The organism is Chryseobacterium indologenes (assembly GCF_001295265.1).
Classification (GTDB): Bacteria; Bacteroidota; Bacteroidia; order Flavobacteriales; family Weeksellaceae; genus Chryseobacterium; species Chryseobacterium indologenes_A.
Genome location: NZ_LJOD01000006.1, coordinates 15,881 through 40,078 on the forward strand (window position 1 = coordinate 15,881; position 24,198 = coordinate 40,078).

Annotated in this window: 26 protein-coding genes; 12 read left to right on the top strand and 14 right to left on the bottom strand. The window is 38.2% G+C overall.

The genetic code is table 11. The features are described 5' to 3' along the window. Nucleotides 1-76: 76 nt before the first annotated feature. Complete coding sequence (locus AOB46_RS10350) at nucleotides 77-1,921, bottom strand: alpha-L-fucosidase (RefSeq protein ID WP_062699007.1); 1,845 nt, start codon at nucleotides 1,919-1,921, stop codon at nucleotides 77-79. A gap of 187 nt (nucleotides 1,922-2,108) precedes the next feature. Between AOB46_RS10350 and AOB46_RS10355 the strand changes: the two genes are divergently transcribed. The 4 genes from AOB46_RS10355 (at nucleotide 2,109) to AOB46_RS10370 (ending at nucleotide 4,884) form a co-directional block, all read left to right on the top strand. Then, nucleotides 2,109-2,321 carry a hypothetical protein gene (locus AOB46_RS10355; RefSeq protein WP_062699009.1) on the top strand — a complete coding sequence of 71 codons (213 nt, stop codon included), beginning with the start codon at nucleotides 2,109-2,111 and terminating at the stop codon, nucleotides 2,319-2,321. Nucleotides 2,322-2,324: 3 nt separating this feature from the next. Then, the gene (locus tag AOB46_RS10360; RefSeq protein ID WP_062699011.1) at nucleotides 2,325-3,419 is read left to right on the top strand and encodes a DUF692 family multinuclear iron-containing protein; all 1,095 of its coding nucleotides are present in this window, start codon (nucleotides 2,325-2,327) and stop codon (nucleotides 3,417-3,419) included. Nucleotides 3,420-3,452: 33 nt separating this feature from the next. Beyond that, nucleotides 3,453-3,938, top strand: coding sequence for a DUF1772 domain-containing protein (locus AOB46_RS10365; protein ID WP_241489191.1), 486 nt, complete (start codon nucleotides 3,453-3,455; stop codon nucleotides 3,936-3,938). 316 nt (nucleotides 3,939-4,254) lie between these two features. Beyond that, nucleotides 4,255-4,884, top strand: a complete 630-nt coding sequence (locus AOB46_RS10370; RefSeq protein ID WP_062699015.1) for a DUF4082 domain-containing protein — start codon at nucleotides 4,255-4,257, stop codon at nucleotides 4,882-4,884. Nucleotides 4,885-4,954: 70 nt separating this feature from the next. Here AOB46_RS10370 and rpe read toward each other — a convergent pair whose 3' ends face one another. Next, nucleotides 4,955-5,605: a ribulose-phosphate 3-epimerase gene (gene rpe, locus AOB46_RS10375; protein WP_062699017.1), complete on the bottom strand. Its 651-nt coding sequence runs from the start codon at nucleotides 5,603-5,605 to the stop codon at nucleotides 4,955-4,957. 55 nt (nucleotides 5,606-5,660) lie between these two features. After that, nucleotides 5,661-6,734: a M28 family peptidase gene (locus AOB46_RS10380; RefSeq protein ID WP_062699018.1), complete on the bottom strand. Its 1,074-nt coding sequence runs from the start codon at nucleotides 6,732-6,734 to the stop codon at nucleotides 5,661-5,663. A gap of 51 nt (nucleotides 6,735-6,785) precedes the next feature. Here AOB46_RS10380 and AOB46_RS10385 point away from each other — a divergent pair, with 51 nt between their 5' ends. Beyond that, on the top strand, nucleotides 6,786-7,490 hold the full coding sequence (locus AOB46_RS10385) for a DUF4294 domain-containing protein (protein ID WP_062699019.1): 705 nt from the start codon (nucleotides 6,786-6,788) through the stop codon (nucleotides 7,488-7,490). A 24-nt stretch (nucleotides 7,491-7,514) separates the two neighbouring features. Here the strand turns inward: AOB46_RS10385 and AOB46_RS10390 are convergent, their stop codons facing one another. Next, nucleotides 7,515-7,931, bottom strand: coding sequence for an NUDIX hydrolase (locus AOB46_RS10390; RefSeq protein ID WP_062699021.1), 417 nt, complete (start codon nucleotides 7,929-7,931; stop codon nucleotides 7,515-7,517). Nucleotides 7,932-8,040: 109 nt separating this feature from the next. After that, a complete protein-coding gene (gene mnmD / locus AOB46_RS10395) occupies nucleotides 8,041-8,715 on the bottom strand; it encodes a tRNA (5-methylaminomethyl-2-thiouridine)(34)-methyltransferase MnmD (RefSeq protein ID WP_062699023.1) in 675 nt (224 codons plus the stop codon). An 85-nt stretch (nucleotides 8,716-8,800) separates the two neighbouring features. Here mnmD and AOB46_RS10400 point away from each other — a divergent pair, with 85 nt between their 5' ends. From AOB46_RS10400 to AOB46_RS10415, 4 genes are all read left to right on the top strand, one after another. Beyond that, complete coding sequence (locus tag AOB46_RS10400; protein WP_062699025.1) at nucleotides 8,801-9,871, top strand: branched-chain amino acid aminotransferase; 1,071 nt, start codon at nucleotides 8,801-8,803, stop codon at nucleotides 9,869-9,871. Between the two features lie 126 nt (nucleotides 9,872-9,997). Continuing rightward, nucleotides 9,998-10,513, top strand: a complete 516-nt coding sequence (locus AOB46_RS10405) for an FKBP-type peptidyl-prolyl cis-trans isomerase (RefSeq protein ID WP_062699027.1) — start codon at nucleotides 9,998-10,000, stop codon at nucleotides 10,511-10,513. 81 nt (nucleotides 10,514-10,594) lie between these two features. After that, on the top strand, nucleotides 10,595-11,632 hold the full coding sequence (locus tag AOB46_RS10410) for a peptidylprolyl isomerase (protein ID WP_241489195.1): 1,038 nt from the start codon (nucleotides 10,595-10,597) through the stop codon (nucleotides 11,630-11,632). Nucleotides 11,633-11,743: 111 nt separating this feature from the next. Beyond that, nucleotides 11,744-12,910: a retropepsin-like aspartic protease gene (locus AOB46_RS10415; protein WP_062699032.1), complete on the top strand. Its 1,167-nt coding sequence runs from the start codon at nucleotides 11,744-11,746 to the stop codon at nucleotides 12,908-12,910. Nucleotides 12,911-13,031: 121 nt separating this feature from the next. Here AOB46_RS10415 and AOB46_RS10420 read toward each other — a convergent pair whose 3' ends face one another. The 7 genes from AOB46_RS10420 to AOB46_RS10450 form a co-directional block, all read right to left on the bottom strand. Then, nucleotides 13,032-13,286, bottom strand: coding sequence for a hypothetical protein (locus AOB46_RS10420; RefSeq protein ID WP_131724352.1), 255 nt, complete (start codon nucleotides 13,284-13,286; stop codon nucleotides 13,032-13,034). 822 nt (nucleotides 13,287-14,108) lie between these two features. Continuing rightward, the gene (locus AOB46_RS10425) at nucleotides 14,109-15,467 is read right to left on the bottom strand and encodes a M20/M25/M40 family metallo-hydrolase (protein ID WP_062699036.1); all 1,359 of its coding nucleotides are present in this window, start codon (nucleotides 15,465-15,467) and stop codon (nucleotides 14,109-14,111) included. Between the two features lie 80 nt (nucleotides 15,468-15,547). Continuing rightward, a complete protein-coding gene (locus AOB46_RS10430) occupies nucleotides 15,548-16,954 on the bottom strand; it encodes a M28 family peptidase (RefSeq protein WP_062699038.1) in 1,407 nt (468 codons plus the stop codon). A 54-nt stretch (nucleotides 16,955-17,008) separates the two neighbouring features. Continuing rightward, the gene (locus tag AOB46_RS10435; protein ID WP_062699040.1) at nucleotides 17,009-18,253 is read right to left on the bottom strand and encodes a DUF1015 domain-containing protein; all 1,245 of its coding nucleotides are present in this window, start codon (nucleotides 18,251-18,253) and stop codon (nucleotides 17,009-17,011) included. A gap of 2 nt (nucleotides 18,254-18,255) precedes the next feature. Then, nucleotides 18,256-19,221, bottom strand: coding sequence for a D-2-hydroxyacid dehydrogenase (locus tag AOB46_RS10440; RefSeq protein ID WP_062699042.1), 966 nt, complete (start codon nucleotides 19,219-19,221; stop codon nucleotides 18,256-18,258). Between the two features lie 108 nt (nucleotides 19,222-19,329). Continuing rightward, entirely contained in the window at nucleotides 19,330-20,394 is a 1,065-nt protein-coding gene (serC, locus tag AOB46_RS10445; protein ID WP_062699044.1) for a 3-phosphoserine/phosphohydroxythreonine transaminase, read from the bottom strand. Nucleotides 20,395-20,509: 115 nt separating this feature from the next. Next, nucleotides 20,510-20,860, bottom strand: a complete 351-nt coding sequence (locus tag AOB46_RS10450; protein ID WP_062699046.1) for a 4Fe-4S binding protein — start codon at nucleotides 20,858-20,860, stop codon at nucleotides 20,510-20,512. Nucleotides 20,861-20,919: 59 nt separating this feature from the next. On the opposite strand from AOB46_RS10450, the gene AOB46_RS10455 reads away from it, so the two are divergent. From AOB46_RS10455 to AOB46_RS10465, 3 genes are read left to right on the top strand one after another with little or no spacing between them, the layout of a single operon-like run. Next, nucleotides 20,920-21,954, top strand: coding sequence for an acyl-CoA reductase (locus AOB46_RS10455; protein WP_062699048.1), 1,035 nt, complete (start codon nucleotides 20,920-20,922; stop codon nucleotides 21,952-21,954). Between the two features lie 49 nt (nucleotides 21,955-22,003). Continuing rightward, complete coding sequence (locus AOB46_RS10460) at nucleotides 22,004-22,450, top strand: hypothetical protein (protein ID WP_062699049.1); 447 nt, start codon at nucleotides 22,004-22,006, stop codon at nucleotides 22,448-22,450. A gap of 32 nt (nucleotides 22,451-22,482) precedes the next feature. Next, on the top strand, nucleotides 22,483-23,169 hold the full coding sequence (locus AOB46_RS10465) for a Bax inhibitor-1 family protein (protein ID WP_062699050.1): 687 nt from the start codon (nucleotides 22,483-22,485) through the stop codon (nucleotides 23,167-23,169). Nucleotides 23,170-23,637: 468 nt separating this feature from the next. On the opposite strand, the gene AOB46_RS10470 is transcribed toward AOB46_RS10465, so the two are convergent. Together AOB46_RS10470 and AOB46_RS10475 are read right to left on the bottom strand one after the other, a co-directional pair. Continuing rightward, entirely contained in the window at nucleotides 23,638-23,886 is a 249-nt protein-coding gene (locus AOB46_RS10470) for a DUF6952 family protein (RefSeq protein WP_002980002.1), read from the bottom strand. Beyond that, the gene (locus AOB46_RS10475; protein ID WP_062699051.1) at nucleotides 23,886-24,194 is read right to left on the bottom strand and encodes a thioredoxin family protein; all 309 of its coding nucleotides are present in this window, start codon (nucleotides 24,192-24,194) and stop codon (nucleotides 23,886-23,888) included. The genes AOB46_RS10470 and AOB46_RS10475 overlap by 1 nt, the downstream gene beginning before the upstream one ends. Between the last annotated feature and the right edge of the window lie 4 nt (nucleotides 24,195-24,198).

Consider the following 24,198-nt stretch of genomic DNA (forward strand, 5'->3'; position numbering starts at 1 on the left):
CTGCGTTTGAAATTTTGATGTCAATATCAATTTTTAGCGGACGAATCCAGTCCTGAATTCTGTGCACTTTTGTGCTTTAAAGATTACTTTCAATAGCTTCTACTTTTTCCCTGTGCAGTTCAACAGGTTTATCAAGCAGAATGGCAAGAACTGTCATATTTTTATCAAGCCTTTGTTTCGGAATATCAATATACATGATTCCCGGTGTTTCACTCCAGTACAGCTTGTTGTATATTTTATGATCCAGAATACTGCCTTCACCGGCTATTCTGATTCTTGCAATAGTATTTTTTATTCCTTTTAAGGCAACAGGTCCGGTAGGAATACCTTCTACAAACAGATAAATAGTCTTCCTGTCTTTTGAAAGAGCACTCATCCCGGAATAATGTCCTCCGGGAAGACCTTTTCCGGTTTCATAAAGCGCCTCCGCATGTTTGCTGATCCATTTCAGTGTTTCATGATTGGTTTTAGCTGTCTTTGGGAGATGCATTTCGAGTCCGTCATGGGTCAGCCCCGAATGATCCATGATATTAGAGCCGTTATGAATGAGATTGGCAAGATCATAAACAGCGGCTTTTGCATTCCTGTTTTCCAGAATATCTGTGACAGAGAAAGACTCCTTTTTAAAACTCTTAAGAAGAGTAGGCTGTTCACTAAAAGTAAGCTGAATCGTTGTTACGTCCTGATCAAATTTTACTTCCGAGAGATCAATCATCATGGTTGTATCATTGCTGAAGAGGAAATTTACCTTAGAATTTTCATCACCTGCAATTTTTACAGACAACGGTTTGCTGGCAAGGCCATAGATTTTTACAAAATCTTTAGCTTCTTCAAGATAGAGGAATATAGATTTTCCATCCTCCGAGAAAGCAGATTTTCCTTTATAATGCTCAAAAGAGATTCCTTGTCTTGTGCCGTATATTGCGTCTTTATTTTTTGAGGTCCATCTCCCCAGGTTTTTTAAAATTCGGGTCTGTTCTTCAGGGATAGTTCCGTCAGCTTTCGGGCCAATATCCAGAAGAAGATTGCCTCCCATACTGATCACGTCTGCTAAAGTTCGCACAATCATGTTGGGTGTTTTGTAGTGATTGTCAAAGGGCTGGTATCCCCATGAGTCATTCATGGTATAGCAAAGTTCCCAATACGGGTTTTTAGGAGTTACAACGGGAATTCCCTGCTCCGGGGTATCATAATCACCATGATTGTTAAGCCTTGAGTTAATAATAATATCAGAATTATATTTCTTTAAAAGAGATAGAGTCTGCGGAGCTTTCCATTCTTCGGAAGAATGTTCCCAGTCGCCGTCAAACCATAATAAATCAGGTTTATATTGCCGTGACAGTTCATCCAGCTGGGTTTGGTAATAAGAGACAAATTGATCCCATTTTTTAGGATCGTTTCTGATTTCATAACGCTTTTTTGTACGGGTATTGACGTCGTAATACGGATGGCTCCAGTCCGGAAGAGAAAAATAGATTCCGGTTTTAAGCCCTGAATTTTTTAAAGCGCTAACAAAAGGAGTTAAGACATCTTTCTTAGCTGCGGACTGATGAGGAATTGTGATCGCGTTTTCGGCTTCAGAGTTCCAGAGGGAAATGCCGTCATGATGCTTAGAAGTAATAACGGCATACTTTGCTCCTGATTCCTGAATCAGACGAACCCATTCTTCAGGTTTATAATCTGAAGCTGAAAAGCCGTTAAGCTGTTTCATATAATTTTCATGATTGATGTAATTATTGAAAAAGGACCAGGATTCAGAGATGCCGTTAACTGAATAAATACCCCAATGGATGAAAATGCCAAGTTTGGCATTTCTGAACCATTCCATTTTTTTTATCTCATCCGGTTTAGCCTGAGCATTGATATGGCAGGCTGATACCATCAGTCCTAAAAAAACAGCTCCTGTTATCCTCTTTTTCATTTTTCTTTTTTGTGCTAAAATAATAAAGAAGAGCAAACTTTTTGGGATAAAAGAAGTAAATGTTATGGTGATTAATGAAAGTGCTGGATTTATACATGAAAATCTGAAATATTGAATAATAAAATATTGTATTTTTAACGAAGTGATAAATGGAATACTTCTTGTAAGTTTCTAAAAAAAATAGAATATGAAAATTCCAATGATTGTAATGGCGGGTTTATTAGCTGTGGGCGTGTCTGCGCAGACAACAAAACCAGTGAGAAAAATAAACAAACCAGTTAAGAAAATTAAAAAAGCAGAAACACCAAAACCGGTAAAGGCTGCCGAACCTAAAGTAATTGTAAAGAAAGATACCCTTCTTAAAAGAGGAGGATATTGTCCGGCCTGCGGAATGGGATAATCTATGAAAAAGCCTCTCCTGGGACTATCGATGATGCCGGAAGCAGATTTTGTTTCCGCAATACTCCCATTGTTGCAGGATCAGTCAGTGGCTGTGCTGGAATGGTCCTTTGATACAGTTGAGCATGTTCTTGAGCCGGAATGGCTCAGGGGTCTTTTGGATTTTTATGCAGAAAACAGCCGCCTGCTGGGACACGGTGTCTACTATTCTCTTTTTGATGCCCGGTGGACAGAACGGCAGGAGGTATGGCTGGAAAAATTAAAGAAAGAAACTCAAAGAAGAAAATACAATCATATTACGGAACATTTCGGTTTTATGAATACCGAAAACTATCACCAGGGCGTTCCTCTGCCAGTTCCGTTACATTCCCGGATACTGCAGATTGGAAAAGACAGACTGGCACATTTACAGGCTGCTGTAGAGATTCCTGTGGGAGTTGAAAACCTCGCTTTTTCATTTTCAGCGGATGATGTCAGGGAGCAGGGAATATTTCTGGAAAAACTGATTGAAGATGTAGAAGGTTTCCTCATTCTGGATCTTCATAACATCTACTGCCAGTCCTGTAATTTTGACATTGATATTGTAGATATTGTTGCCATGTACCCCCTTGAAAAAGTAAAGGAAATTCACCTTTCCGGAGGTAGCTGGCAGGAAAGTGTATACCGAAAGGAGCCGGTCAGAAGAGATACTCATGATGATGCAATTCCTGAAGAAGTACTGGCTGTATTGCCTCAAGTGCTTTCCCGATGCCCCAACCTGGAATACATCATTATTGAAAGGCTGGGGCATACCCTGAATACAACTATGGAAAAAGAAGCTTTTTTCAATGATTTTGTCAGAACTAAAAAAATAATTGAAGATTCCTGGTTTCCAGCCGGAAATAAGACTGTATGGAACAGAAAGGAATGTATCTCTTCAGTGCCGCTGGAAGATCACTTGCTCTATCATGAACAGACAAAACTGACCAGGCTTTTATATGGGAATAGTGATATTACGTCTTTTAAAAATGAAAATTTCAGCTATTTCGATGTGCAGAAATGGGACGCCGAAATGATAGAAACAGCCAGGAATATCATCAAAAAATGGAATCCCTACTAATCCTTTGTACATCCTTAATCAAAATAAATGAAAATGACAACGGTATTTTTAATAACTGCAACAGTACTTACAGCTTTAATTGCAGGGCTTTTCTATGCATATTCCTGTTCTGTGGTTCTGGGATTGGGAAAGCTTTCGGATTCAGAATATCTGAAAGCTATGCAGAGTATTAACCGGGAAATTCTGAACCCGGTATTTTTTGTGAGCTTTATCGGAACAGCGGTACTGCTTCCGGTGACTGCTTTTCTTTTTCGCGGGCAGCAGCCTGTATTTATCCTTCTTCTGCTGGCATCTGCTTCCTATCTGATTGGAGTATTCGGAGTCACGGTTGCCGGGAATGTTCCCCTGAATGATATACTGGATAAGTTTGATAGTGCCGGATCATCTGCCGATGCAATGAAGAAGATGCGTGAAGCTTTTGAAAACAGATGGAATTTTTTGAATAATATCAGAACTGTTTTCTCTGTCATAAGTATCGTTCTGGCGGTCTGTGCCTGTATCTGGAATAAAGAGATTTAAAATTGACTCCGTATAAATACGTAACTGATGAATTACGTATTTATACGGATGCATGGTATATGTTTTTATGTTGAAATTTACATCAACAACAGTAATAGATTTAAGTATTAAAAGTTTAAAGCGTAAATTCTGATAACCAACGAATTTCATATTCCACAGAGAAGAAAGGCAGTCCGGATGGGCTGTCTTTTTTCGGGTTTTAGTTTCATGATGTTTCAAATAGAGTGTAATAACCTGTCATAAACAGTGTTTTTCCTGTAAGGCAGTCATTGGTTTATAGTGACCTTTGTCCTAATCATAATTAAAATCAAAACCAATGAAACATTTAGAAGATTTTTTCGGTACGAGATGGTTATCTCTTAAAAAGTTTTACGCTCCATTAGCTCTTATTGCGGTTTTTTCCATAACAAGCTGCAGCAAAGATGATGATGAGCCTATTCCACAACCGGTAACTTATGCGGTAGAAAACCCCTTGGATAAATACCATGAAATGGCAGGCTTTACGAATACAACGAATTTTATAAACTCTGGTGATTATGAATTTGGGCTTGCCTTCTCTGCAAATGTAAAAGGGAAAATCAGTGCAATAACCATTAAACTTCCTGATGCTAATCCAAATCTAAGGGTGACATTCTGGGATTATACCACTAAAACAGTACTAAGAACGGAAACGGTCAATGTGACGGCTCCTAACACTTTGATCACGAAAGGTATTGCAGAACTGGCATTGGAAAAAGATAAAAAATATGTAATTACCATGAATTCCAATGATTGGTATAAAAAAGCAAAGCCGGATAACAGCAATGCTGCATATCCAATCACTGCGGGAAATATCAAATTTTGGGAATATAAATGGAGAAGTGGTACGGCTCAGACATTCCCAACGACGACTTCACTGGATTATAACGGAGGTGACTTAAGCTTTAATTTTCAACAGGTAGACTAATAACCATATTTTTCAAAGGAAAAGGCAGCTCAATGGAACTGCCTTTTCTGTTTTTTGTATTCAGGTTCTTTTAAATCTTTAAAAGTTCAATGGTTCTTTCCGGATTTTCTGTAGAAAATACAGCATTTCCGGCTACCAGAACATCGGCTCCGGCTTCGAAAAGTTTAGAAGCATTATCCAGATTCACTCCGCCATCAATCTCAATAAGAGCGGTGGAGTTGTTGCTTAAGATAAGGTCTTTTGTTTCCGCAATTTTCTTGTATGTGTTTTCAATGAATTTCTGGCCTCCGAATCCAGGATTCACACTCATTAAAAGAACAAGATCCACATCTGCAATAATGTCTTCAAGCATAAGTACCGGAGTGGAAGGATTCAGGACAACCCCTGCTTTTGCTCCTCTGCTCTGAATATGATGAATTGTTCGGTGAAGATGGGTGCATGCTTCATAATGTACAGAAACAAGATCAGCACCATGGTCGATGAATTCATCAACGTATTTTTCAGGTTCCACAATCATAAGATGAACATCAACAAACTTTTTAGCGTGCTGCTGAATGGTCTTCATAACAGGAAAGCCGAACGAAATGTTAGGAACAAACCTGCCGTCCATTACGTCAACATGTAACCAGTCGGCCTGAGATCTGTTCAGCATTTCAATGTCTCTTTGCAGATTCCCAAAGTCTGCAGATAAAAGGGAAGGAGCAATAAGCTTCGTTTTCATTTTTACTTTTTATACTTTTACTTAGATTTCTAGCTTTTAAAGATATTTTTTCATTTTAATGATACTTCAGCTTCATCTCCGGCGTGATCTTAAGAAGTGTTTCGTAGATCAGCCTGATCACATTGCCCACATCTTCTTTAGACACCATTTCTACCGTTGTATGCATATAGCGCAAAGGTAAGGAAATTAATGCACTTGGTACTCCGCCGTTGGAATGGGCAAATGCGTCAGTGTCTGTTCCTGTAGATCTGCTTGCTGCGGCTCTCTGGAAGGGTATTTTTTTATTTTTCGCAGTTTCTATAATTAATTCCCTGATGGTATGATGAATGCTCGGTGCAAAGAAAACTACAGGTCCGTCACCGCACTTCTGGTCGCCTTCTTTCTTTTTCTCAATCATAGGCGTTGTGGTATCGTGGGTAACATCAGTTACGATAGCAATATTGGGCTTGATGGTATCTGCAATCATATCGGCACCATACAGACCTACTTCTTCCTGTACAGAATTGGTAATATAGAGTCCGAAAGGGATCGTTTTCTTATTTTCCTTTAAAAGCCTTGCTACTTCAGCAATCATGAAGCCTCCGATTCTGTTATCCAGTGCCCTGCATACAAAATACCGGTCATTCATCTCGAAAAATTCATCCGGGTAAGTGATCATGCAGCCTACATATATCCCCATATCTTCCACCTCTTTTTTAGTAACAGCACCACAGTCAATGAAAATATTCTCAATTTTTGGAGTAGGTTCGTTCTGGTTGGCTCTGGTGTGGATTGCAGGCCATCCGAATACCCCTTTTACGATTCCTTTTTCACCATGGATGTGAACAACTTTTGAAGGTGCAATTGTCTGGTCAGATCCTCCGTTTCGGATGACATAGATAAGTCCGTCGTCCGTAATATAATTAACGTACCAGGAAATTTCATCCGCATGTGCTTCAATAACTACTTTAAATTCAGCTTCAGGGTTGATGATTCCGTAGCAGGTTCCATAATGATCCACTTCAATCTTATCTACATAAGGCCTGATATAATCCATCCAGATTTCCTGACCTCTGTGCTCATAACCGGTTGGGGATGATGTGTTTAAATATTTTTCTAAAAATTTCAAAGATTTCTTTTCAAATTTCATAAAAAGGAATGATTTTTGCGTTCAATTTTTGTTCTTATAAGTGTAAAAATAATGAATTTTAGTAAGATTATCTGCCTTTTTATCTTCTTTTTTGGAATCAGTATTTTTGGCCAGAAGGATTCTGTTATTGCGAAACCACTCAACCAGTACCCGCCTGAATCTTTAAAAGTAGATGAGTTTGGTAATAAATATTACTATGACGAAAAGCAGAAGGTAAAGATATTTGAAGTAAACGGTGAGCCCGTTGTAGAGCTTGATGAGTTGGTTTTGGTCAATAAGCCGAGATTTAATAACCAGTTGGATAAGAATTATTATTACTTCCTTAATAAGAAGCTGTACAGGGTATATCCTCTTTTTATAACTGCTTTACAGCAGTACAGAGATATACAGGCTGATATGAATGATATGGACAGCAAAGCTAAAAGAAAGTTTGTAAGAGAAAGGCAGAGCATGCTTGCCGACCAGTATGAAAAGCAATTGAGAGACCTTACTACAACCGAAGGACAGGTGTTTGCCAAGCTGATGAACAGGGCAACAGGCAAAAATGTATATGAGATCATTAAAGAACTTAGAGGAGGATGGAGCGCTTTCTGGTGGAACGTAAAAGGAAAGATGGCAGATATTGACCTTAAAGACCAGTATAACCCGCATAAAAACAGAACGGATGAGTTTGTGGAATCCCTGCTTCAGTCCAACTGGAACTCAGGTTATCTGCAGCCATATCCGGGGGCGAGCGATTTTAAGATCAAAAAATAAAGTCATAAAAAATTCCTGTAAATGTTACAGGAATTTTTCTTTTAATTTGTTGAATACAATTTTATCTATCGGCAGTTGAAAAGGATTATCCGGCTGATCAATATCAATCCATTCTGTCCGTTCAATGCATGGATCCAGGATCAGGAAATCTTCTTCATTGGTAATATTCACTATATAATATATGGTAAGAAGCTGTTCGTTGTCTCTGAAACGTGAAACCAGGAAATCTTCCTGCGTATAAAAATGCTCTACGACTTCAATCTTTACATTTAATTCTTCATCAAACTCACGGTGAAGACATTCAAGTACTCCCTCGCCAAATTCCAGTCCGCCACCCGGAAACTTCATTAAGGGTTCACCGGCGTACTCTTCAAACAGAGTCAGGACTTTTTTATCTTTCACAGCACATGCGTATACCCTAATGTTGATTTTGTCAATCATATATAACGTTTTGTATAGCTAATGTAAGGAAATATGTGGAAAGAACAAAGATGAGAACGGGTAAAACCAGTCTGTGTGCCTGTTTTTAGTTCTTTGCCTTTCGTTTCATCTACTGTTTCACAGCATTGATCATTTCTCTTTTTCCGGGAGGTCCCTGTTTTTTCTCTACGTTAAAGTTGAGTTCCTGAAGAATTCTTCTGACACTTCCTTTAGATGAATAGGTTGTTAATAATCCGTTAACGGCCATTTTGTCGGAAACCATTTCGAATAGAGGTTTTTCCCAGAGGTCGGGCTGTACTCTTGCTCCGAAGCAATCGAAATAAACAAGGTTGATTTTGGGCAGATCTATGCTTTTCAGGTCAAAAAAATCACATTCTATCTTTTTTAAGTTGAATCCACTAATGATTTCAACTGAATTTTCCCACTCTGCCAGATGAATTTTCTGATAAATATTTTTGAACTCCGGGTTATCAAAAAGTTCAAAATAGGCTAAATCGTTAACTTCGGATTCATTTATGGGATATTTTTCGAGCGAAAAATAATTGATGACATGATTTTTGTCAGTTTTTAAATATGCATTAATTGTCACTAAAACATTCAAACCTGTTCCAAAACCGAGTTCTAAAATATTAATTTCGCAATCATTTACTAAATTTAATCCATTTTTGATAAACACGTGTTTTGCTTCCTGAAGGGCTCCGTGGTGAGAATGATAGTTTTCATTTAACTCATTGATAAACAATGTTTTACTACCGTCGTTTGTGGTCTTAATTTCTCTTTTCAAGCTATTTTTTTGTCAAATTTACTCTAAAATTTTTATATTTAGAAAATTATATTAAATTTGTGGAACATCGTAAAAATTTTAAAAAATGATAATTCAAAAAACTGAAAACTCCAGAATTTCTACATTCAACCCTAACGATTTTTCATTTGGAAGTACTTTTATCGATCACATGATCATATGTGAGTATGAAAACGGAAAATGGGGTGATGTAAAATTAGTTCCTTACGGTCCTATACCATTTACACCTGCCATGATGGGAGTAAACTATGGACAAGCTTGTTTTGAGGGTATGAAAGCCTACAAAGACAAAGACGGGCAGGTTTTCCTTTTCAGGCCTGAAAAGAATTTTGAACGTATCAACAAGTCAGCGAAACGTCTTGCTATGCCTGAAGTAACTGAAGAAATGTTTTTAGGTGGGTTAAAAGCATTAGTGGATATGGACAGAGACTGGATTCCGCAGGGTGAAGGAATGTCTTTATATATCAGACCATTGATCTTCGCTACAGAAGAAGCTCTGAAAGCAAGAGTAGCTAATAAATATATGTTTGCTATTGTAGCAACTCCGGCGAAGAGTTATTATGCAGAGCCTGTTTCTGTAAAAATCTCCGACCACTATTCAAGAGCAGCCAACGGAGGAGTAGGTTCAGCTAAAGCAGCAGGAAACTATGCCGCTTCTTTCTATCCTACACAGCTGGCTATTGAAGAAGGTTATGAGCAGATTATCTGGACTGATGATGCTACCCACGAATATTTCGAGGAAAGTGGAACTATGAATGTATTCGTAAGAATTAATGATACCATCTATACACCGCCAACTTCTGAGAAAATTCTTGACGGGGTTACAAGAGACAGCTTTATTCAATTGGCTAAGAGAAGAGGAATTGAAGTGAAAGTTGAGCCTGTAGCAGTAAAAACAGTAATCGAAGCTCAGAAAAATGGAACTCTGAAAGAAGTTTGGGGAGTAGGTACTGCTGTAGTAACTACCGTATTCCAGGCTTTAGGATATGAAGGCAAGAAACTGGAGCTTCCAAAATTATCTGATGAAGAAAGTTATGCAGCTATTCTTAAAAAAGACCTTGTAGACCTACAAAACAACCTTTCTGAAGATCCTTTCGGATGGAGAGTGATGGTAGATCACGCTTTGGAAACCGTTTAATTTTAATTGAATAACGATATAAAAGCCGGGAAATTCCCGGCTTTTTTTATTTGATTCATTTACTTTATACATTTCTCCTTCAAGTTTTGTAATTGATTCCCGAAATGTGTATTTTCGCAAAAGTTTATGAAAAAATTACTCTTCTTCATATCAGCAGTAAGTCTGTTAAGCTGTAACAGGAATGCACAGACGGTTCACCCTCCTGTTGGGGGTGTTTTAAGCCAGAAAGACCTTGATATTTCCAAAAACAGGATGAAAAACCTGAATACCATTGAAAGGGGGCAGATCCAGGATTGGATCAGTGGTCAGTCTGTAAAATATTACCCTACACAGCTTAATTACTGGGTAACGGTAGAAGGTTTTGATCAGAGAGAAAAAAGAGCCGATGATACCTTTATTTCTTACTCTTACGATCTTTACGATTTCGATCAGACAAAGATCTATGATGAACCTTTTGTGAGAAGAGACGCCAGATTCGGACATTTTGATGAACTGAAAGCGGTAGAGAATGCTTTGCGTTTTATGCGTAATGGGGAAGAAGTAACGCTTTTGGTACCATCTTCACTGGCCTACGGAACTTTTGGAGATGAAAAGAAAATAGATAATGACATACCCTTAATCATAAAATTAAAAGCGCTATAAATAATGAAATTGTTTAACAAGAATATAATTCTGGCAGCGGCAAGTATTTCGCTGATGAGTTGTACCCCAATTTATAAAAAAATGAACGTAGACAAAGAAACTTTCGAAGGTCTTAACAACGGACTTTATGCTAATCTTCAGACTTCTAAAGGAAATCTGATCGTGAAGTTTGAAGACAAAAAGGCACCAGTAACTGTAGCCAATTTTATCGGGCTTGCAGAAGGGAAAATTGACAACAAGGCTAAGGCTAAAGGAGTTCCTTATTATGACGGAACCATCTTCCATAGAGTAATCAAAGATTTCATGATTCAGGGAGGTGATCCTCAGGGAACAGGAATGGGAGATCCGGGATATAAATTTGAAGATGAAAAGAATGACCTTAAACATACAGGAAAAGGAATTCTTTCTATGGCGAATTCAGGTCCTAATACCAATGGTTCTCAGTTCTTCATCACTGAAGTAGCTACTCCCTGGTTAGACGGAAGACACACAATCTTCGGAAAAGTAGTAAAAGGAGAAGATGTGATTGATGCTATTGCTAATGTTGAAAAAGGAGCTCAGGATAAACCTAAAACTGATATTGTATTAGAAAAAGTTTCTGTATTCAGCAAAGGTGATGAGTATAAAAACTACGATGCAGCAAAAACTTTCAACGAAGGAAAAGCTAAAATTGCGGAAAACAACAAGGCTTTTATTGCTAAAGAAGAAGCAGAAAGAAAGAAAAAAGAAGAAGAATTCAAAGCTAACCAGGAGAAAATGGTAGAAAACCTGAAAGCTGGAATGCAGAAAACAGAATCAGGTCTTTACTATAAAATCACAAAAACGGCAGATGGGAAAGTTCCGAAAGCAGGAGATAACGTATCTGTTCACTATGCTGGTAAACTGGTAGACGGTACTGAATTCGATTCTTCATTCAAAAGAAACGAGCCTATCGAAATTCCAATCGGAATGGGAAGAGTAATCAAAGGATGGGATGAAGGAATCCTGTTGCTTAAAGAAGGTGAAACTGCTACTCTATTAATTCCGCCGGCAATGGGTTACGGAGAAAGAGGAGCAGGAGGGGTTATCCCGCCAAATGCATGGTTAATTTTCGATGTTGAGCTTGTAAAAGTGAAATAACTGAACACTTTATCATATCAAAGCCGTCCGTAAGGATGGCTTTTTTGTTTTGTTAACTGCGGAGTAATTTAATTAACGAAAAAACATTATTTTCGTGTACAAATTATATACATGAAAAAAATCCTCTATACGCTCCTGGTGTTTTCTGCCCTTACATTTTCCGCTCAGGGAAAGAAATTTTTTGAAAGTGGGGAAGTGAAGCTTCAGGCTCCGATAGAGAAGATCAATATGAAATTCGCGTATGATCTTCCCTTTGTTCAGGTCATGATCAACGGAAAATCATATAACTTTTTATTTGATACCGGTGCACCCACTGTGATTTCTTCTGCCATTTATGAAGAATTGGGTCTGAAGAAAAAGCATTCCAGTAAAGTAAAGGATTCCCAGAAGAATAAACAGGAACAGATCTTTACTATTCTGCCGGAAATGATCGTAGATAAAGCTGTTTTTAAAAATGTGGGAGCCATTGTCATGGATTTCGGAGCCTCAGAATTAAACTGCTTTAAAATGGATGGCATCCTGGGAGCCAACCAAATGGCTAAGCTGGTCTGGAAGGTTAATTATGAAGGGAATTCCCTGGAAGCCGCAGAAAATCTTTCACAGTTTGACCTGACCGGATATGATATTGTGATTCCTTTCGATCCGAAAATCCAGAAAACACCGATTGTTAAAACTAAAATTTTAGACAAAAAAACAGAACTTGCCTTCGATACAGGCTTTTCAGGAAGGCTTAAAGTAGGAGAGAGCCGTTATGATCCGAAAAAAGCAGGACAAAGTGTGGAAGTTTACGGAACCAATTCTGTAGGCGCTTATGGAGCAGGAAAACCTGCACCCGGCTATATTTTCAGACTTCCGGAACTCCCATTGGGAAATAGAAGTTTTTCCAATGAAATTGCCAATACCGGAGGTTCAAACTTAATCGGAAATGACTTTTTCAAAAACTTTGTTTTCATTCTCGACTGGTCCGGAAATAAGATTTACATGAAACGCATTAAAAATGAAACGGTCAAGCTGGAATCTTTCGGGTTCGGATACCGCTTCATTGATGCTCAGCCAACCGTTGCTCTGGTTTATCAGGAGGCCAATTTTCCATTGAAAGTCGGTGATTCTATCATCAGGATCAATGATGTGAATCTTGATAATCTTAATAAAGAAAGTGCCTGCTACTATTTCCTCAACAAGGCGGAAAAAGGGAAGGATATTATTGATCTGAAAATAAAAAGGGAAGGAAAAGTAATGGAAATGAAACTGGAAAAAAAAGAATACCTGAAGGGATGAGAAAGTAAGTGCTGGAGTTCAATAGCAAGTGAATGATAATAATGTATTCTGAAAAAGCATACTCATAAAAACCCCGCTCAAGTTTATTGAGCGGGGTTTTTCAGTAAAATAAGAATTAAAGTTACAGGTTTCTGCCTTTGTTCATTCTTGATGAATAATTTATTTTTCCGGCTAAAGAACTGATGAATATCAATCCAAAGCCTAAATAAGCCGCAAATGCGGTCAGGTAAACAACTAAGCTGTTAAAACTTGGATTGGCAGCGTATACCAATACCGAAAACACAGCAAAACTCAAAAGAAGCACAAGGCTCCAGATGTGCATTTTGGCAGCATCTTCATTTCTCTTAAAAATCATTTCAAAAAAGTCTCTCATCATTAATCACTTTTTAAGGGTTATACATCTTTTTTCCGTTCTTCCATAGAACAGTCCGGAATCTATTTCCGTTATTTATCAGCAGGCTTATGATCATGGTGAACTCGGCTAAGGTCATGATCTCAAAGACAGTATGATTATTTTGTACCAAGGCAGCTTAATGCTTCCTGGTTATGTTAAAAGCAATATTGAATCAGTATGGTGATTCATGAGCTTTATGATACCGTACACTGCATTCATCGTAATGGAATTGACTGGGAACTATCTTTTCCTGCGCATACGGCATCTAAAGAAAAAGGATCATATTAAAAATATGGGAACCGCCTTAATCCGGCTCAGCGGAAACTGAAAATCCGCAGAAAACCTTTTCATCTTTGTGCTTTTAATAATTTTTTTTCGTTATTTTTAGCAACCAATTTCATGCCAAAGTGAGTTTTTGTTTGCTCTTAATGTATTTAATGCCTGAAATTGCTTTGCCGCCTTACGCTTCTGAGGATGAAAGATTTGATATTAACTGGGAATCGGGAGGAGGTTTCAGACATGCATGGAAAAGTTTTCTTTATCAGTTTAGGTATAAAAGAATAATAAAATGTTTTAAAAAAAAGCAATGAAGTGATTTTGCTCAATTGAATGTGGCCTGCAGATGTCTGGCATCAATGCATTATACATAAAGGTTATAGTTTCAGAAATCACGGATTTTATTCCTGAATAAAAATCCTGCGTTATCTGCCGGATCTGCGGACATTAAAAAATAATATAAAAATGCGTTCAGATAAATCTGTAAAAGACCTATCTGAACGCAGAATTAAGAATAACTGATATGTTTTACCAGTTTTTATCAATCATATAAATAAGCTGTGTCATCGCAGTTGCACCTAAAAGAAGTTCTCTTCTGTTTACTTTTTCAAAAGTATCTTCTTCCGTATGATGAATGTCAAAATATCTCTGGGAATCCGGAACGAGTTCTGCTGTAGGTATGCCCATCTGTTGAAGCGGAGAGATATCAGCTCCTGAATATATGCCTTCAAAGTTATAAACGCCGTAAGGGAAGAATAATTTTGCCCAGCTTTTGATCTGGTTTCTTTTGGCATCATCCATTTCCATGGCAATTCCTCTCGGGGCAAAACCTCCTGCGTCGGATTCTATGGCAAAAAGGTGCTTTTCATTTTTGTCTTTAACAGATTTTCCGTACTGAAGACCGCCTTTCAAACCATTTTCTTCATTGGCAAAACATATGACCCTGATCGTATGGTTGTTCTGGATGCCCAGCTTTTTGAAAGTTCTTAACACCTCTATACTTTGTACAATTCCGGCACCATCATCATGAGCTCCTTCACCCACATCCCAGGAATCAAGGTGTCCGCCGACAACGATTACACTGTTGTCTTTCCTGCCTGTGATCTCACCAATTACAGAGTAAGAGAGCTTTTCGCCTTTCATTCCGCAGTTGGAATTAAGCTTGGCGGTAACTTTTTGTTTTTTTAATAACGTTTCCAGCTCATCAGCGGTAGTATTTCCGATAGCTGCAGCCGGCACTTTGGGGATCTTGTCTTCGTAACGCATGGCACCTGTGTGGGGCACGTCATCAAATGCGGAGGATAAAGATCTGATAATGGCAAATTTTCCACCTTTTTTGGCGGTTAAAGAAGCAGCATTCACCCTGTATTTGGCAGCATCACCATAACCTCTGAAGGTTTCTACAAAAGACTGGCTGAAAGGGTAGTTGAAGAATACAATCTTATCTTTTACCTTTTCTGCAGGAAGCTTTTCATACTCTTCCATAGATTTTACCATGATAATTTCTCCCCAGACATCTTTTCCACCCGTACCTTCAGAATTTCCAAGGGAAAGCATTTTCAGGCTTTTCCATTTTCCGTCTGCAGTTTTAATGTGTAGAGACTCTTGCCCTCTTTCCCAGACCGGAATCATCACTTCCTGAAGCCATACTTTATCGGCCCCTGCTTCACGAAGTTTCTGTTCTGCCCATTTTACAGATTGGTCATAAGCTTTGGAACCGCTCAAACGGTGTCCGATATTTTTAGTCAGGTCTCTAAGCTCTTCATAGCCTTTCCCATGGTTTAATATTTCCGTGGATATTTTACTGAACTGTACAGAGTCTTCTTTGGTCTGCCCGAAAACGACCATTCCGAAAATTAATAAAGAGGTTCCTAATATCTTTTTCATTGTTTTCAATTTTTATCAGTCATATCAATAAGTTGTGTCATTGTGGTAGGAAATTATTTTCTGCGGTTCACTTTTTCTTATTACCAGTTTTTGTCAACCATAAAAATCATTTGTGTCATTACAACCGCTCCAAGAAGAAGCTCCCTTTTGTTTACCTTATCGAAAGTATCCTGTTCAGAATGATGGTAATCAAAATATCTTTGGGTGTCTACAACAAGTTCGGCTAAAGGAATATCCTGTTTTTTTAAAGGTGAAATGTCCTGCACTGCGTCGGTTTGGTCGAAATCATAAACTCCGTAAGGAAGAAAATATTCTTTCCAGGGGTAGACCAGCCTTCTCCTCTGAGGAGACATATCTAAAGAAAACCCCCGTGGAGAATAGCCTCCTGCATCTGTTCCTAAAGCAAATACATGTTTTTCCTCTTTCTTTTTCACATAAGCAGCATACATCTCACGGCCCTGTCCTCCGTTTTCACTGTTGGCAAAAAGAACGACCCTGATGGTGTGATTGTTGTCATATCCAAGAGCTTTCAATGTTCTTAAAACCTCGATACACTGAACAACTCCGGTTCCATCATCAATAGCACCTTCACTAATATCCCATGAATCCAGCTGAGCACCTAAAACAATGACTTTAGAATCTTTTTTACCCTGAATTTCAGCAATAATATTGGGATTGGTAGTGTCACCTTTAGATTCGGCGGCCATGTTAATTTTAGCCGTAACTTTTTGTTTCTTTAGTGTTTTTTCCAATTCATCCGCTGATCTTACGCCTATTGATAATGCCGGAATCTTAACTTTATCATCCGGCTCGTAATAAATCATTTTAGCATGAGGGGTGTCATCATTAGCAGTTGTTAGTGATCTTATAATTAATGCTTTTGCGCCTGTCTTGGAAATTACAGAAGCAGAAATTAATTTTGATTTTGCCGTCAGTAAATAAGAGTCGCTGGTGTTGATGATTTTTGGATCCATAGGCACATTCACAAAAACTATTTTGTCTTTCAACTGGCCTATTGACATTGCGTTAAGCTCTGATGTGGAATTAATTAAAACAACTTCGCCCGTCAGGTCTTTTCCGCCTGTTCCTTCGGAGTTCCCGAAAGAAAGCATTCTGATATTTTTCCAGTCTCCATTTCCTGTTTTTATCTGTAAAGATTCTTTGCCCCTGATCCAGACAGGAGCTTTGGCTTCCTGCCTCCAGATCATATCAATACCAATTTCCTTGAATTTTTTTTCTGCCCATTCTGCTGCTTTCGCATAACCGGGAGTAGCGCTGAAACGTGGCCCGATCCCTTTTGTGAGTTCTCCAAGATTATCATAAGCCCTGCCGTTGGTCATAATTTCATCTGAGATCCTTTTGAATTCGTCATGGTAATTTAATTTTACGGGAATTGCAGCTTTACCGGCAGGTTTTTTCTGAGGCTTTTTTTGAGAAAATAAAAATCCACTCAAAAAGAGTGGAAGTATAATGAAGATTTTTTTCATTTTTTATTTACCTTTCTTTTCCAATGATAAAAGTAGGGAAAAAATAGGAATTTATTAAGGTTTCATATCATACATTAATAATGCTGTAACCAATTTCGGTTCAATGAATGTACATTTTGGAGGCATACTGAGTTTCAGATCTGAAATTTTGATCATATCATTAAAACTTACGGGATAAATTCCGAAGCCTACCTTTGCTTCACCGCTTTCCACCTTTTCCTTTAAGATGTTGATTCCTTGTATGTTAGAGGTTCCTTTTACATACGTTATTTTTTCAGAGCTGTCCGGATCTTCTATTTTCAGGATACTTTTAAAGATGTACTTATCAAGCAGATGATGATCAAGGTTATCCAGGGACATTTCCTTGGAACGGAGATCATGTTTTACGTGAAGTGAGTAAAATTTACCATCCAGGTACATTGAAATATGGAATTTCTGAGAAGGGAAGTAGGAAGTTTCACCCTTTTCGTGGATCAGGAAGTACTGTTCCAGTTCTTTTAAAAATTCTTCACTTGAGAGACCGTTCAGGTCTGTCAGGATTCTGTTGTAATCATGAATCTTGATCGACTGGTTGGAAACAATAAAGCTGTAAACGAAATTATATGCCTCTGTTCCGTTGTGCCTTTTATTTTTTTCCTTATGACGTTTGGCATTCAGTGCCGTAGAACCAATCCTGTGATGGCCGTCCGCAATATAGAATGAATCAATCTGATCAATCACTTCCTTAAACTGCTGAAGCTTCAGACGGTTGTCTATTCTCCAGATCTTATGCCTGATCCCGATAGAATCAACATGGTTAAAAATAGGAACATTCTTTTCCTCATGATTCATCAGAAGCTCGATCTTGGAATTGGAGGGGTAGGTAAGCAATACAGGTTCAGCCTGCAGGCTTACTTTTTCCAGATAATGGGCCAGCTTTTCTTTTTTCTGGGGAATGGTACTTTCATGTCTTTTGATCTTTCCGTTCCAGAAGTCTTCAATACTGGCTAATCCAAGTAAGCCTCTGAAAATTTGTTTGTTGGGATAGATCTGTTCATAAAGATAGTACGCAGAATTGTCCTGGACGAGTTTTTTATCTTCCAGAAGCTCTTCAAATGTAGAACGGATCTTTCGCAGGTTCCGGTCAATATCTTTGGATTTACTTACCACATAAGGTTTAATCATGTTGATGTAAGTATTTTCTACTTGAGCTTTCTCCGCAATTTCCTCCTGGGTAAAATTATCCAGAGGGTGGGTAGGGAAAGTACTCTCAAGGTCTTTATGAGGTCTTATTCCACGGAAAGGTTTGAAAACAGGCATATTTATCTTATAGTTTCTTTTTGTAGCTTAATAATTTGTTCTGCAAGTTCAGCACCGATTTTTTCCTGTGCATCTACTGTATTTCCACCTACATGAGGGGAAAGGGATAATGCAGGATTCATCAGTAAGGGAAGTTCCGGGCTGGGTTCGTTTTCAAAAACGTCCAGTGCTGCTCCGGCTACTTTTCCTGCCTCGATGAAATCAATCAGTGTTACTTCATTGATCACTCCGCCTCTTGCAGTGTTTACAATGTAGACCCCGTCTTTCATTTTTTCAAACTGAGGCGTGTCTATGATATATTCGTTCGTCTTTGGAGTATTGATGCTGATAAAGTCTGCGTCTTTAAGAAAAGCATCCATATCATTGGTGGAAGTAATTTCAAAGTTGAGATTTTGTCCGTCAAAAAAATCAAGGGTAAGCTTTTTGGTTTTAGGGCTCCTGGTCAGTACTTTGATCTTCATCCCTAAAGCTATACCTATCTTTACAACTTCCTGTCCTATACTTCCGAATCCAATTACTCCCAATGTTTTTCCAGAAAGTTCATACGCATTGCCGAAAGATTTTTTCATTGCATTGAAATGAGTTTCTCCTTCCAGCGGCATCAGCCTGTTCGATTCATGAAGGAACCTGGCTAATGCAAAAAAATGTCCGAAAACAAGTTCTGCTACTGATTTTGAAGAGGCTGTAGGAGTATTGATGACTTTAATTCCTTTGCTTTTGGCATAGTCTACATCAATATTGTCCATTCCGATCCCTCCGCGTCCGATAATCTGCAGACCCGGACAGGCATCAATCAGATCCTGTTTTACTTTCGTTGCGCTTCTCACCAAAAGAACGTCTACGTTATTTTCATTAATGAAATTAATAACGTGATCCTGAGCCACTCTGTTAGGCAGAACTTCAATTCCTGCTTCTTTAAGCGCCTGTTCTCCCGTTTTTGAGATTCCGTCGTTTGCTAAAACTTTCATGTGTTATTGGATTTAAAGATTGAAAAATTTAAATCGGGCCGCAAATTAATAAATTTAAATGAACTGTCTTAAATCTTTCAATCTTTGAATTTTTTAATACTTAAATAATTACCTTATCGATTTCATAACATCCACCAATACCTGTACACTTTCTATAGGAAGAGCATTGTAAAGACTGGCTCTGTAACCTCCCAGGCTTCTGTGCCCGTTGAGTCCGCTGATTCCGGCAGCTTTCCAGGCATTGTCAAACTCTTCTTTTTTGCTTTCATCAGTTAATCTGAACGAGACATTCATCAGGGAGCGGTCTTCTTTTACGCAGAATGTTTCAAACAACGGATTACTGTCTATCTCATCATATAACAGTTTGGCCTTAGCTTCATTTCTCTGTTCAGCTGCTGCAATTCCTCCGTTTTTCTCAAGATGCTGTAATGTAAGAAGGGATGCATAAACCGGGAATACCGGAGGGGTATTGTACATAGATTCTTTAGAGATATGCTGAGAATAGTCAAGCATGGAAAGCATATTTTCTCTTCCAGTTTTTCCAAGGATTTCTTTTCTGATTACCACAAGAGTTACGCCTGCAGGTCCCATGTTTTTCTGGGCTCCGGCATAAATCAGATCGAATTTCGAAAAGTCTAGCTGTCTTGAGAAGATATCGGAACTCATATCACATACCATCAGGGTGTTCACTTCAGGGAAGGATTTCATCTGGGTTCCGTAGATGGTATTGTTTGAAGTACAGTGGAAATAATCATATTCTGATCCTACAGTATAATCTTTCGGGATGAATGAGTAATTTTCTTCTTTGGAAGATCCTACCACATCTACAGTCCCTAATTTTTTAGCTTCTTTAATTGCTCCCGCCGCCCAGGTTCCTGTATCCAGATAGGCAGCTTTACCGTCTGTTCTCAACAGGTTGTAAGGAACCATCGCAAACTGCATGCTGGCACCGCTTCCTAAATAAAGAACTTCATAATCATCTCCCAGGTTCATGAGTCTTTTTACGATAGCACGCGCTTCGTCCATTACCGCAACAAAATCCTTGCTTCTGTGAGAAATTTCTAAAAGAGAAAGTCCTATTCCGTTAAAATCAAGAATGGCCTGTGCGGATTTTTCGAATACCTCCTGAGGTAAAATGCATGGTCCTGCGCTGAAATTATGCTTTTTGCTCATAGTGTTGTTTTTTGGTTATGCAAGAAAAGACTTGCGGCTTCATTATTAAAATTTTACTAGATTTATTGATATTTATAGTAAAAAAAACCGTCTCATGCTCATGAGACGGCGTTTTTTATTCACCGTGTAAAAACGCTTTTTTATTAAGCAGGGCTTCTTCTGATTCTACATGATCTTCATCAGGAACACAGCAGTCTACAGGACATACCGCGGCACACTGAGGTTCTTCGTGGAATCCTTTACATTCCGTACATTTATCAGTTACAATGAAATAGACATCGTCGCTTACCGGTTCCTGCGGATCATTAGCATCTACAGTAAGTCCCGAAGGCAGTGTTACAGTTCCTTGAAGAGTAGTACCTTCAGAAGCTTTCCAATCTACGGCTCCTTCATATATTGCATTATTCGGGCATTCCGGCTCGCAGGCCCCACAGTTAATGCATTCATCAGTTATTTTAATAGCCATCGCTAATTTTTTTTAAATTTGCACAAAATTACAAAATATTCCCCAATTGTAAAGTAATTATGAATACCGAAAATCAAGTTTTAGGACTTATTAAGTTAAGTGACTATATAAAAACGTTTCTGGCAAAGGATCAGAGCAGTGAGAATGAAAATGATGCAGAATTTGAATTATTGCTGAAAAAATCAGAAATTGAGAATCCGTGGTTTACTGTTGATAATCAGAAATTTGCCCTTAAACAATGGACAGAACTGCTTACTGCTGAAAATATCAGTGCCTGGCTTAAAAATTATTCGGTTTCAAAGACTCCGAAAAGAGTAGGGCTTATTTTGGCGGGAAATATCCCTTTGGTAGGATTTCATGATGTGATTTCTGTGGTGCTGAGCGGGAATATTCCGGTGATCAAGCTGTCTTCAAAAGATAAATACATGATTCCGTTTCTGTTAAAAAAATGGAATGAGTTTTCAGAAGAGTCGGTTTCTTTTGAGCTGGTAGAAAGGTTGGAAAATTTTGATGCGGTAATTGCCACAGGAAGCAATAATACAGCAAGATATCTTGAATATTATTTTAAAGACCATCCAAGCATCATCCGTAAAAACAGAACTTCAGTTGCCGTATTGAAAGGAGATGAAACAAATGAAGAGCTTCAGCTTCTGGCTGAGGATATTTTCCGTTATTTCGGGCTGGGATGCCGAAATGTAACCCGTATTTTTATTCCGCAGGATTTTGTCATTGACAGGCTGTTTGAAAATTTCTTACACTTTCAGGATATTATCCATCATAATAAATATGCTAATAATTATGATTATAACCGGGCTGTTTACCTTCTGAATCAGGAACAGTTCTGGGATAATAATTTTGTAATGCTGAAAGAAGATGAGAAACTTTTCAGTCCTCTTTCCGTGATCAACTTCAGTCGATACACCTCTCTGGATGATGTTAGGAAATTTATTAATGAAAATGAGGAAAATATTCAGTGTATAGTGGCTAAAAATGAACTGGGATTAGACTCTGTTTTGTTTGGGGAAGCCCAACACCCGGCGCTGGGTACCTATGCTGATAATGTGGATACTATGAAATTTTTGGAAGTGGTATGATTTTTCGTATCTTAACTCACTTATTTCACCCAAAAACAAAATAAAACTTATGAAAAAATTATTTTTAGGACTTGCACTGGCTGCTGCTCCGTTTATGTTTGCCCAGAAAGTAACGGGAGTAACCGTTGAGCGTCCCAAAAAAGAAATACCGGCTGAGCTGAGTAAAGATAAGGTTAAGATGTTTAATGAGAACCTTATCAAATTTCTTGCTGCAGTAAAAGTATCAGACCGTAAAGCTATAGACGCTCTGCTTTCCGATAAAGTGAAGCAGATTGTTACTGATGATGTACTTAAAAAAGTAAAAGAAGGCATTGATTATGATAAAAAGCTGGAAGTACTGAAGGCCGGATATTATGTAACAGCAGATGGAGAAGGCTATCCTAACCTTAAGTATAAATATGCAGGAGATGCTTCTAATAAAGAGGTAATCAGCGCAGTATTTGAAGAAGACGGAAAAATTCTCGGGGTAATGCCTGCTCCTGCGAATACCAAGTAATTTTATTTTCGATACTATAAAACAGATTAACTATGATGACAGATTCTTTAGTTGCTCATTCCTCGGAAGTGGAAAAAGCAGACTTTTACAGGAAAACGTATTTACACGTTGCTTTATCAATCCTTGCCTTTATCGGGGTTGAAACTCTTTTATTAAAAATCGTTCCGGTAGAGCTGATTGCCATGATGTTCGGACAGAAATATACCTGGCTACTGATTATCGGGGTGTTCTGGCTGGCTTCTATTCTGGCCAATAAATGGTCTCTGGCTCAAAGCAGGTCTACACAATATTTAGGACTGGGTTTTTATATTGTGCTTGAAGCAGTGATCTTTTTACCCTTGATTTATATTGCTGTTAATACAGCAGGCGGAAATGTTATTTTCCAGGCGGCTATGCTTACCGTTTCAATGTTTGCAGGGCTTTCACTGGTTGCTTTCATGTCGAATAAAGATTTCTCTTTTTTAAGAAATGTAATTGTAATCGGAGGCTTTATTGCCATTGGGCTGATTGTAGCCGGAGCTATTTTCGGGTTTAACCTTGGTCTTTGGTTTTCAGTAGGAATGGTACTTTTGGCTTCTGCCAGTATTTTATATGAAACGAGCAAGCTTAAAAATACCTATACAACAGGACAGTATGTAGGAGCGTCTTTACAGTTGTTTGCCTCTATCATGCTTTTGTTCTGGTATATTCTGAGGATTCTGATGAGCAGAAGAAGCTAGATCAAGTAATGAACGGATGATACATTGCTCGTTCAATAACTGAATATTATGATCCTGATGATTTTTTCATCAGGATTTTTTTGTATTGCTTACGGATGTGTAAATATCAGCGGAGTGATTAGTATTTGGCTGTTTTATTTTTTTAAATAATTGATCACAACGATAAAACATTACTGAATTTTTGATTTTCCTGCGTCTTAAAAGGTTTGTGTTTTTCCAGAAAAAAAGAAATCAGAAGATCTGCCGTTGTCTGGCTTAATTTGTACGCCGTTTTTTCAGGATGAAATGGTTGTTGATCTGTTCTTTGTAAATGAATTGTTGATCCCGGTGAAAAGGGGTTTGTGTTTTATTTCAGGAACCCAAAAAATCCTGATGGCAATTCATCGGGATTTTATTGGAACGTTGGGTTTTTCAGAAATTGTGTTTTTATGAATGCTTTTTAATTATTAAGGCTTTAATAATCAAAACTTATTTGTCAATAGAGCCCAGTACTTTCTGTGCAAAAGAGTTTAAGGCATCTTTTTCGCTCATTCCGTTCTGTACGTTGGCGTGTACTTCTAAAGCACCGCAGATATTGGTAATTAATTCTCCTGCTACATTAAGGTCTTCTTCGCTGGTTCCTCTGAATTCGCAGAAGCTTTCCAGTACTTCTAATGTTTTCTCAAGATTCTCAGGCGTCTGGTTCTGATAAAACTGTCTGATTACGGGTAACTTCATTATGATAATTCATTAAAAAGGTTAATTAAACTTTCTGCCTGGTTAGATTGTACCTGGTTAACCAATTCTCCGTTTTTAAAAATAGCAAAAGTAGGGAGATTGTCTACTTTAGCCAGTTTTCTGCTTTCAGGAAGCTTTTCCGCATCTACATACAAGAAAGGAATGGCTTCGTTTTCTGATGCTAATTTTTTGAATTTAGGCTTCATGATTCTGCAGTTTCCACACCATGTTGCGCCATATTGAACAACTACTTTCTCGTTGTCATTTACGATATTCTGTAATGTATCTTCAGTTAATTCTGTGTACATAGGT

Bases quoted from the DNA above. Each gene is read 5' to 3' on its own strand.
- AOB46_RS10350 (WP_062699007.1), bottom strand. From the start codon at position 1,921: ATGAAAAAGAGGATAACAGGAGCTGTTTTTTTAGGACTGATGGTATCA.
- AOB46_RS10355 (WP_062699009.1), top strand. From the start codon at position 2,109: ATGAAAATTCCAATGATTGTAATGGCGGGTTTATTAGCTGTGGGCGTG.
- AOB46_RS10360 (WP_062699011.1), top strand. From the start codon at position 2,325: ATGAAAAAGCCTCTCCTGGGACTATCGATGATGCCGGAAGCAGATTTT.
- AOB46_RS10365 (WP_241489191.1), top strand. From the start codon at position 3,453: ATGACAACGGTATTTTTAATAACTGCAACAGTACTTACAGCTTTAATT.
- AOB46_RS10370 (WP_062699015.1), top strand. From the start codon at position 4,255: ATGAAACATTTAGAAGATTTTTTCGGTACGAGATGGTTATCTCTTAAA.
- rpe (WP_062699017.1), bottom strand. From the start codon at position 5,605: ATGAAAACGAAGCTTATTGCTCCTTCCCTTTTATCTGCAGACTTTGGG.
- AOB46_RS10380 (WP_062699018.1), bottom strand. From the start codon at position 6,734: ATGAAATTTGAAAAGAAATCTTTGAAATTTTTAGAAAAATATTTAAAC.
- AOB46_RS10385 (WP_062699019.1), top strand. From the start codon at position 6,786: ATGAATTTTAGTAAGATTATCTGCCTTTTTATCTTCTTTTTTGGAATC.
- AOB46_RS10390 (WP_062699021.1), bottom strand. From the start codon at position 7,931: ATGATTGACAAAATCAACATTAGGGTATACGCATGTGCTGTGAAAGAT.
- AOB46_RS10400 (WP_062699025.1), top strand. From the start codon at position 8,801: ATGATAATTCAAAAAACTGAAAACTCCAGAATTTCTACATTCAACCCT.
- AOB46_RS10405 (WP_062699027.1), top strand. From the start codon at position 9,998: ATGAAAAAATTACTCTTCTTCATATCAGCAGTAAGTCTGTTAAGCTGT.
- AOB46_RS10410 (WP_241489195.1), top strand. From the start codon at position 10,595: ATGAACGTAGACAAAGAAACTTTCGAAGGTCTTAACAACGGACTTTAT.
- AOB46_RS10415 (WP_062699032.1), top strand. From the start codon at position 11,744: ATGAAAAAAATCCTCTATACGCTCCTGGTGTTTTCTGCCCTTACATTT.
- AOB46_RS10420 (WP_131724352.1), bottom strand. From the start codon at position 13,286: ATGATGAGAGACTTTTTTGAAATGATTTTTAAGAGAAATGAAGATGCT.
- AOB46_RS10425 (WP_062699036.1), bottom strand. From the start codon at position 15,467: ATGAAAAAGATATTAGGAACCTCTTTATTAATTTTCGGAATGGTCGTT.
- AOB46_RS10430 (WP_062699038.1), bottom strand. From the start codon at position 16,954: ATGAAAAAAATCTTCATTATACTTCCACTCTTTTTGAGTGGATTTTTA.
- AOB46_RS10435 (WP_062699040.1), bottom strand. From the start codon at position 18,253: ATGCCTGTTTTCAAACCTTTCCGTGGAATAAGACCTCATAAAGACCTT.
- AOB46_RS10440 (WP_062699042.1), bottom strand. From the start codon at position 19,221: ATGAAAGTTTTAGCAAACGACGGAATCTCAAAAACGGGAGAACAGGCG.
- serC (WP_062699044.1), bottom strand. From the start codon at position 20,394: ATGAGCAAAAAGCATAATTTCAGCGCAGGACCATGCATTTTACCTCAG.
- AOB46_RS10450 (WP_062699046.1), bottom strand. From the start codon at position 20,860: ATGGCTATTAAAATAACTGATGAATGCATTAACTGTGGGGCCTGCGAG.
- AOB46_RS10455 (WP_062699048.1), top strand. From the start codon at position 20,920: ATGAATACCGAAAATCAAGTTTTAGGACTTATTAAGTTAAGTGACTAT.
- AOB46_RS10460 (WP_062699049.1), top strand. From the start codon at position 22,004: ATGAAAAAATTATTTTTAGGACTTGCACTGGCTGCTGCTCCGTTTATG.
- AOB46_RS10465 (WP_062699050.1), top strand. From the start codon at position 22,483: ATGATGACAGATTCTTTAGTTGCTCATTCCTCGGAAGTGGAAAAAGCA.
- AOB46_RS10470 (WP_002980002.1), bottom strand. From the start codon at position 23,886: ATGAAGTTACCCGTAATCAGACAGTTTTATCAGAACCAGACGCCTGAG.
- AOB46_RS10475 (WP_062699051.1), bottom strand. From the start codon at position 24,194: ATGTACACAGAATTAACTGAAGATACATTACAGAATATCGTAAATGAC.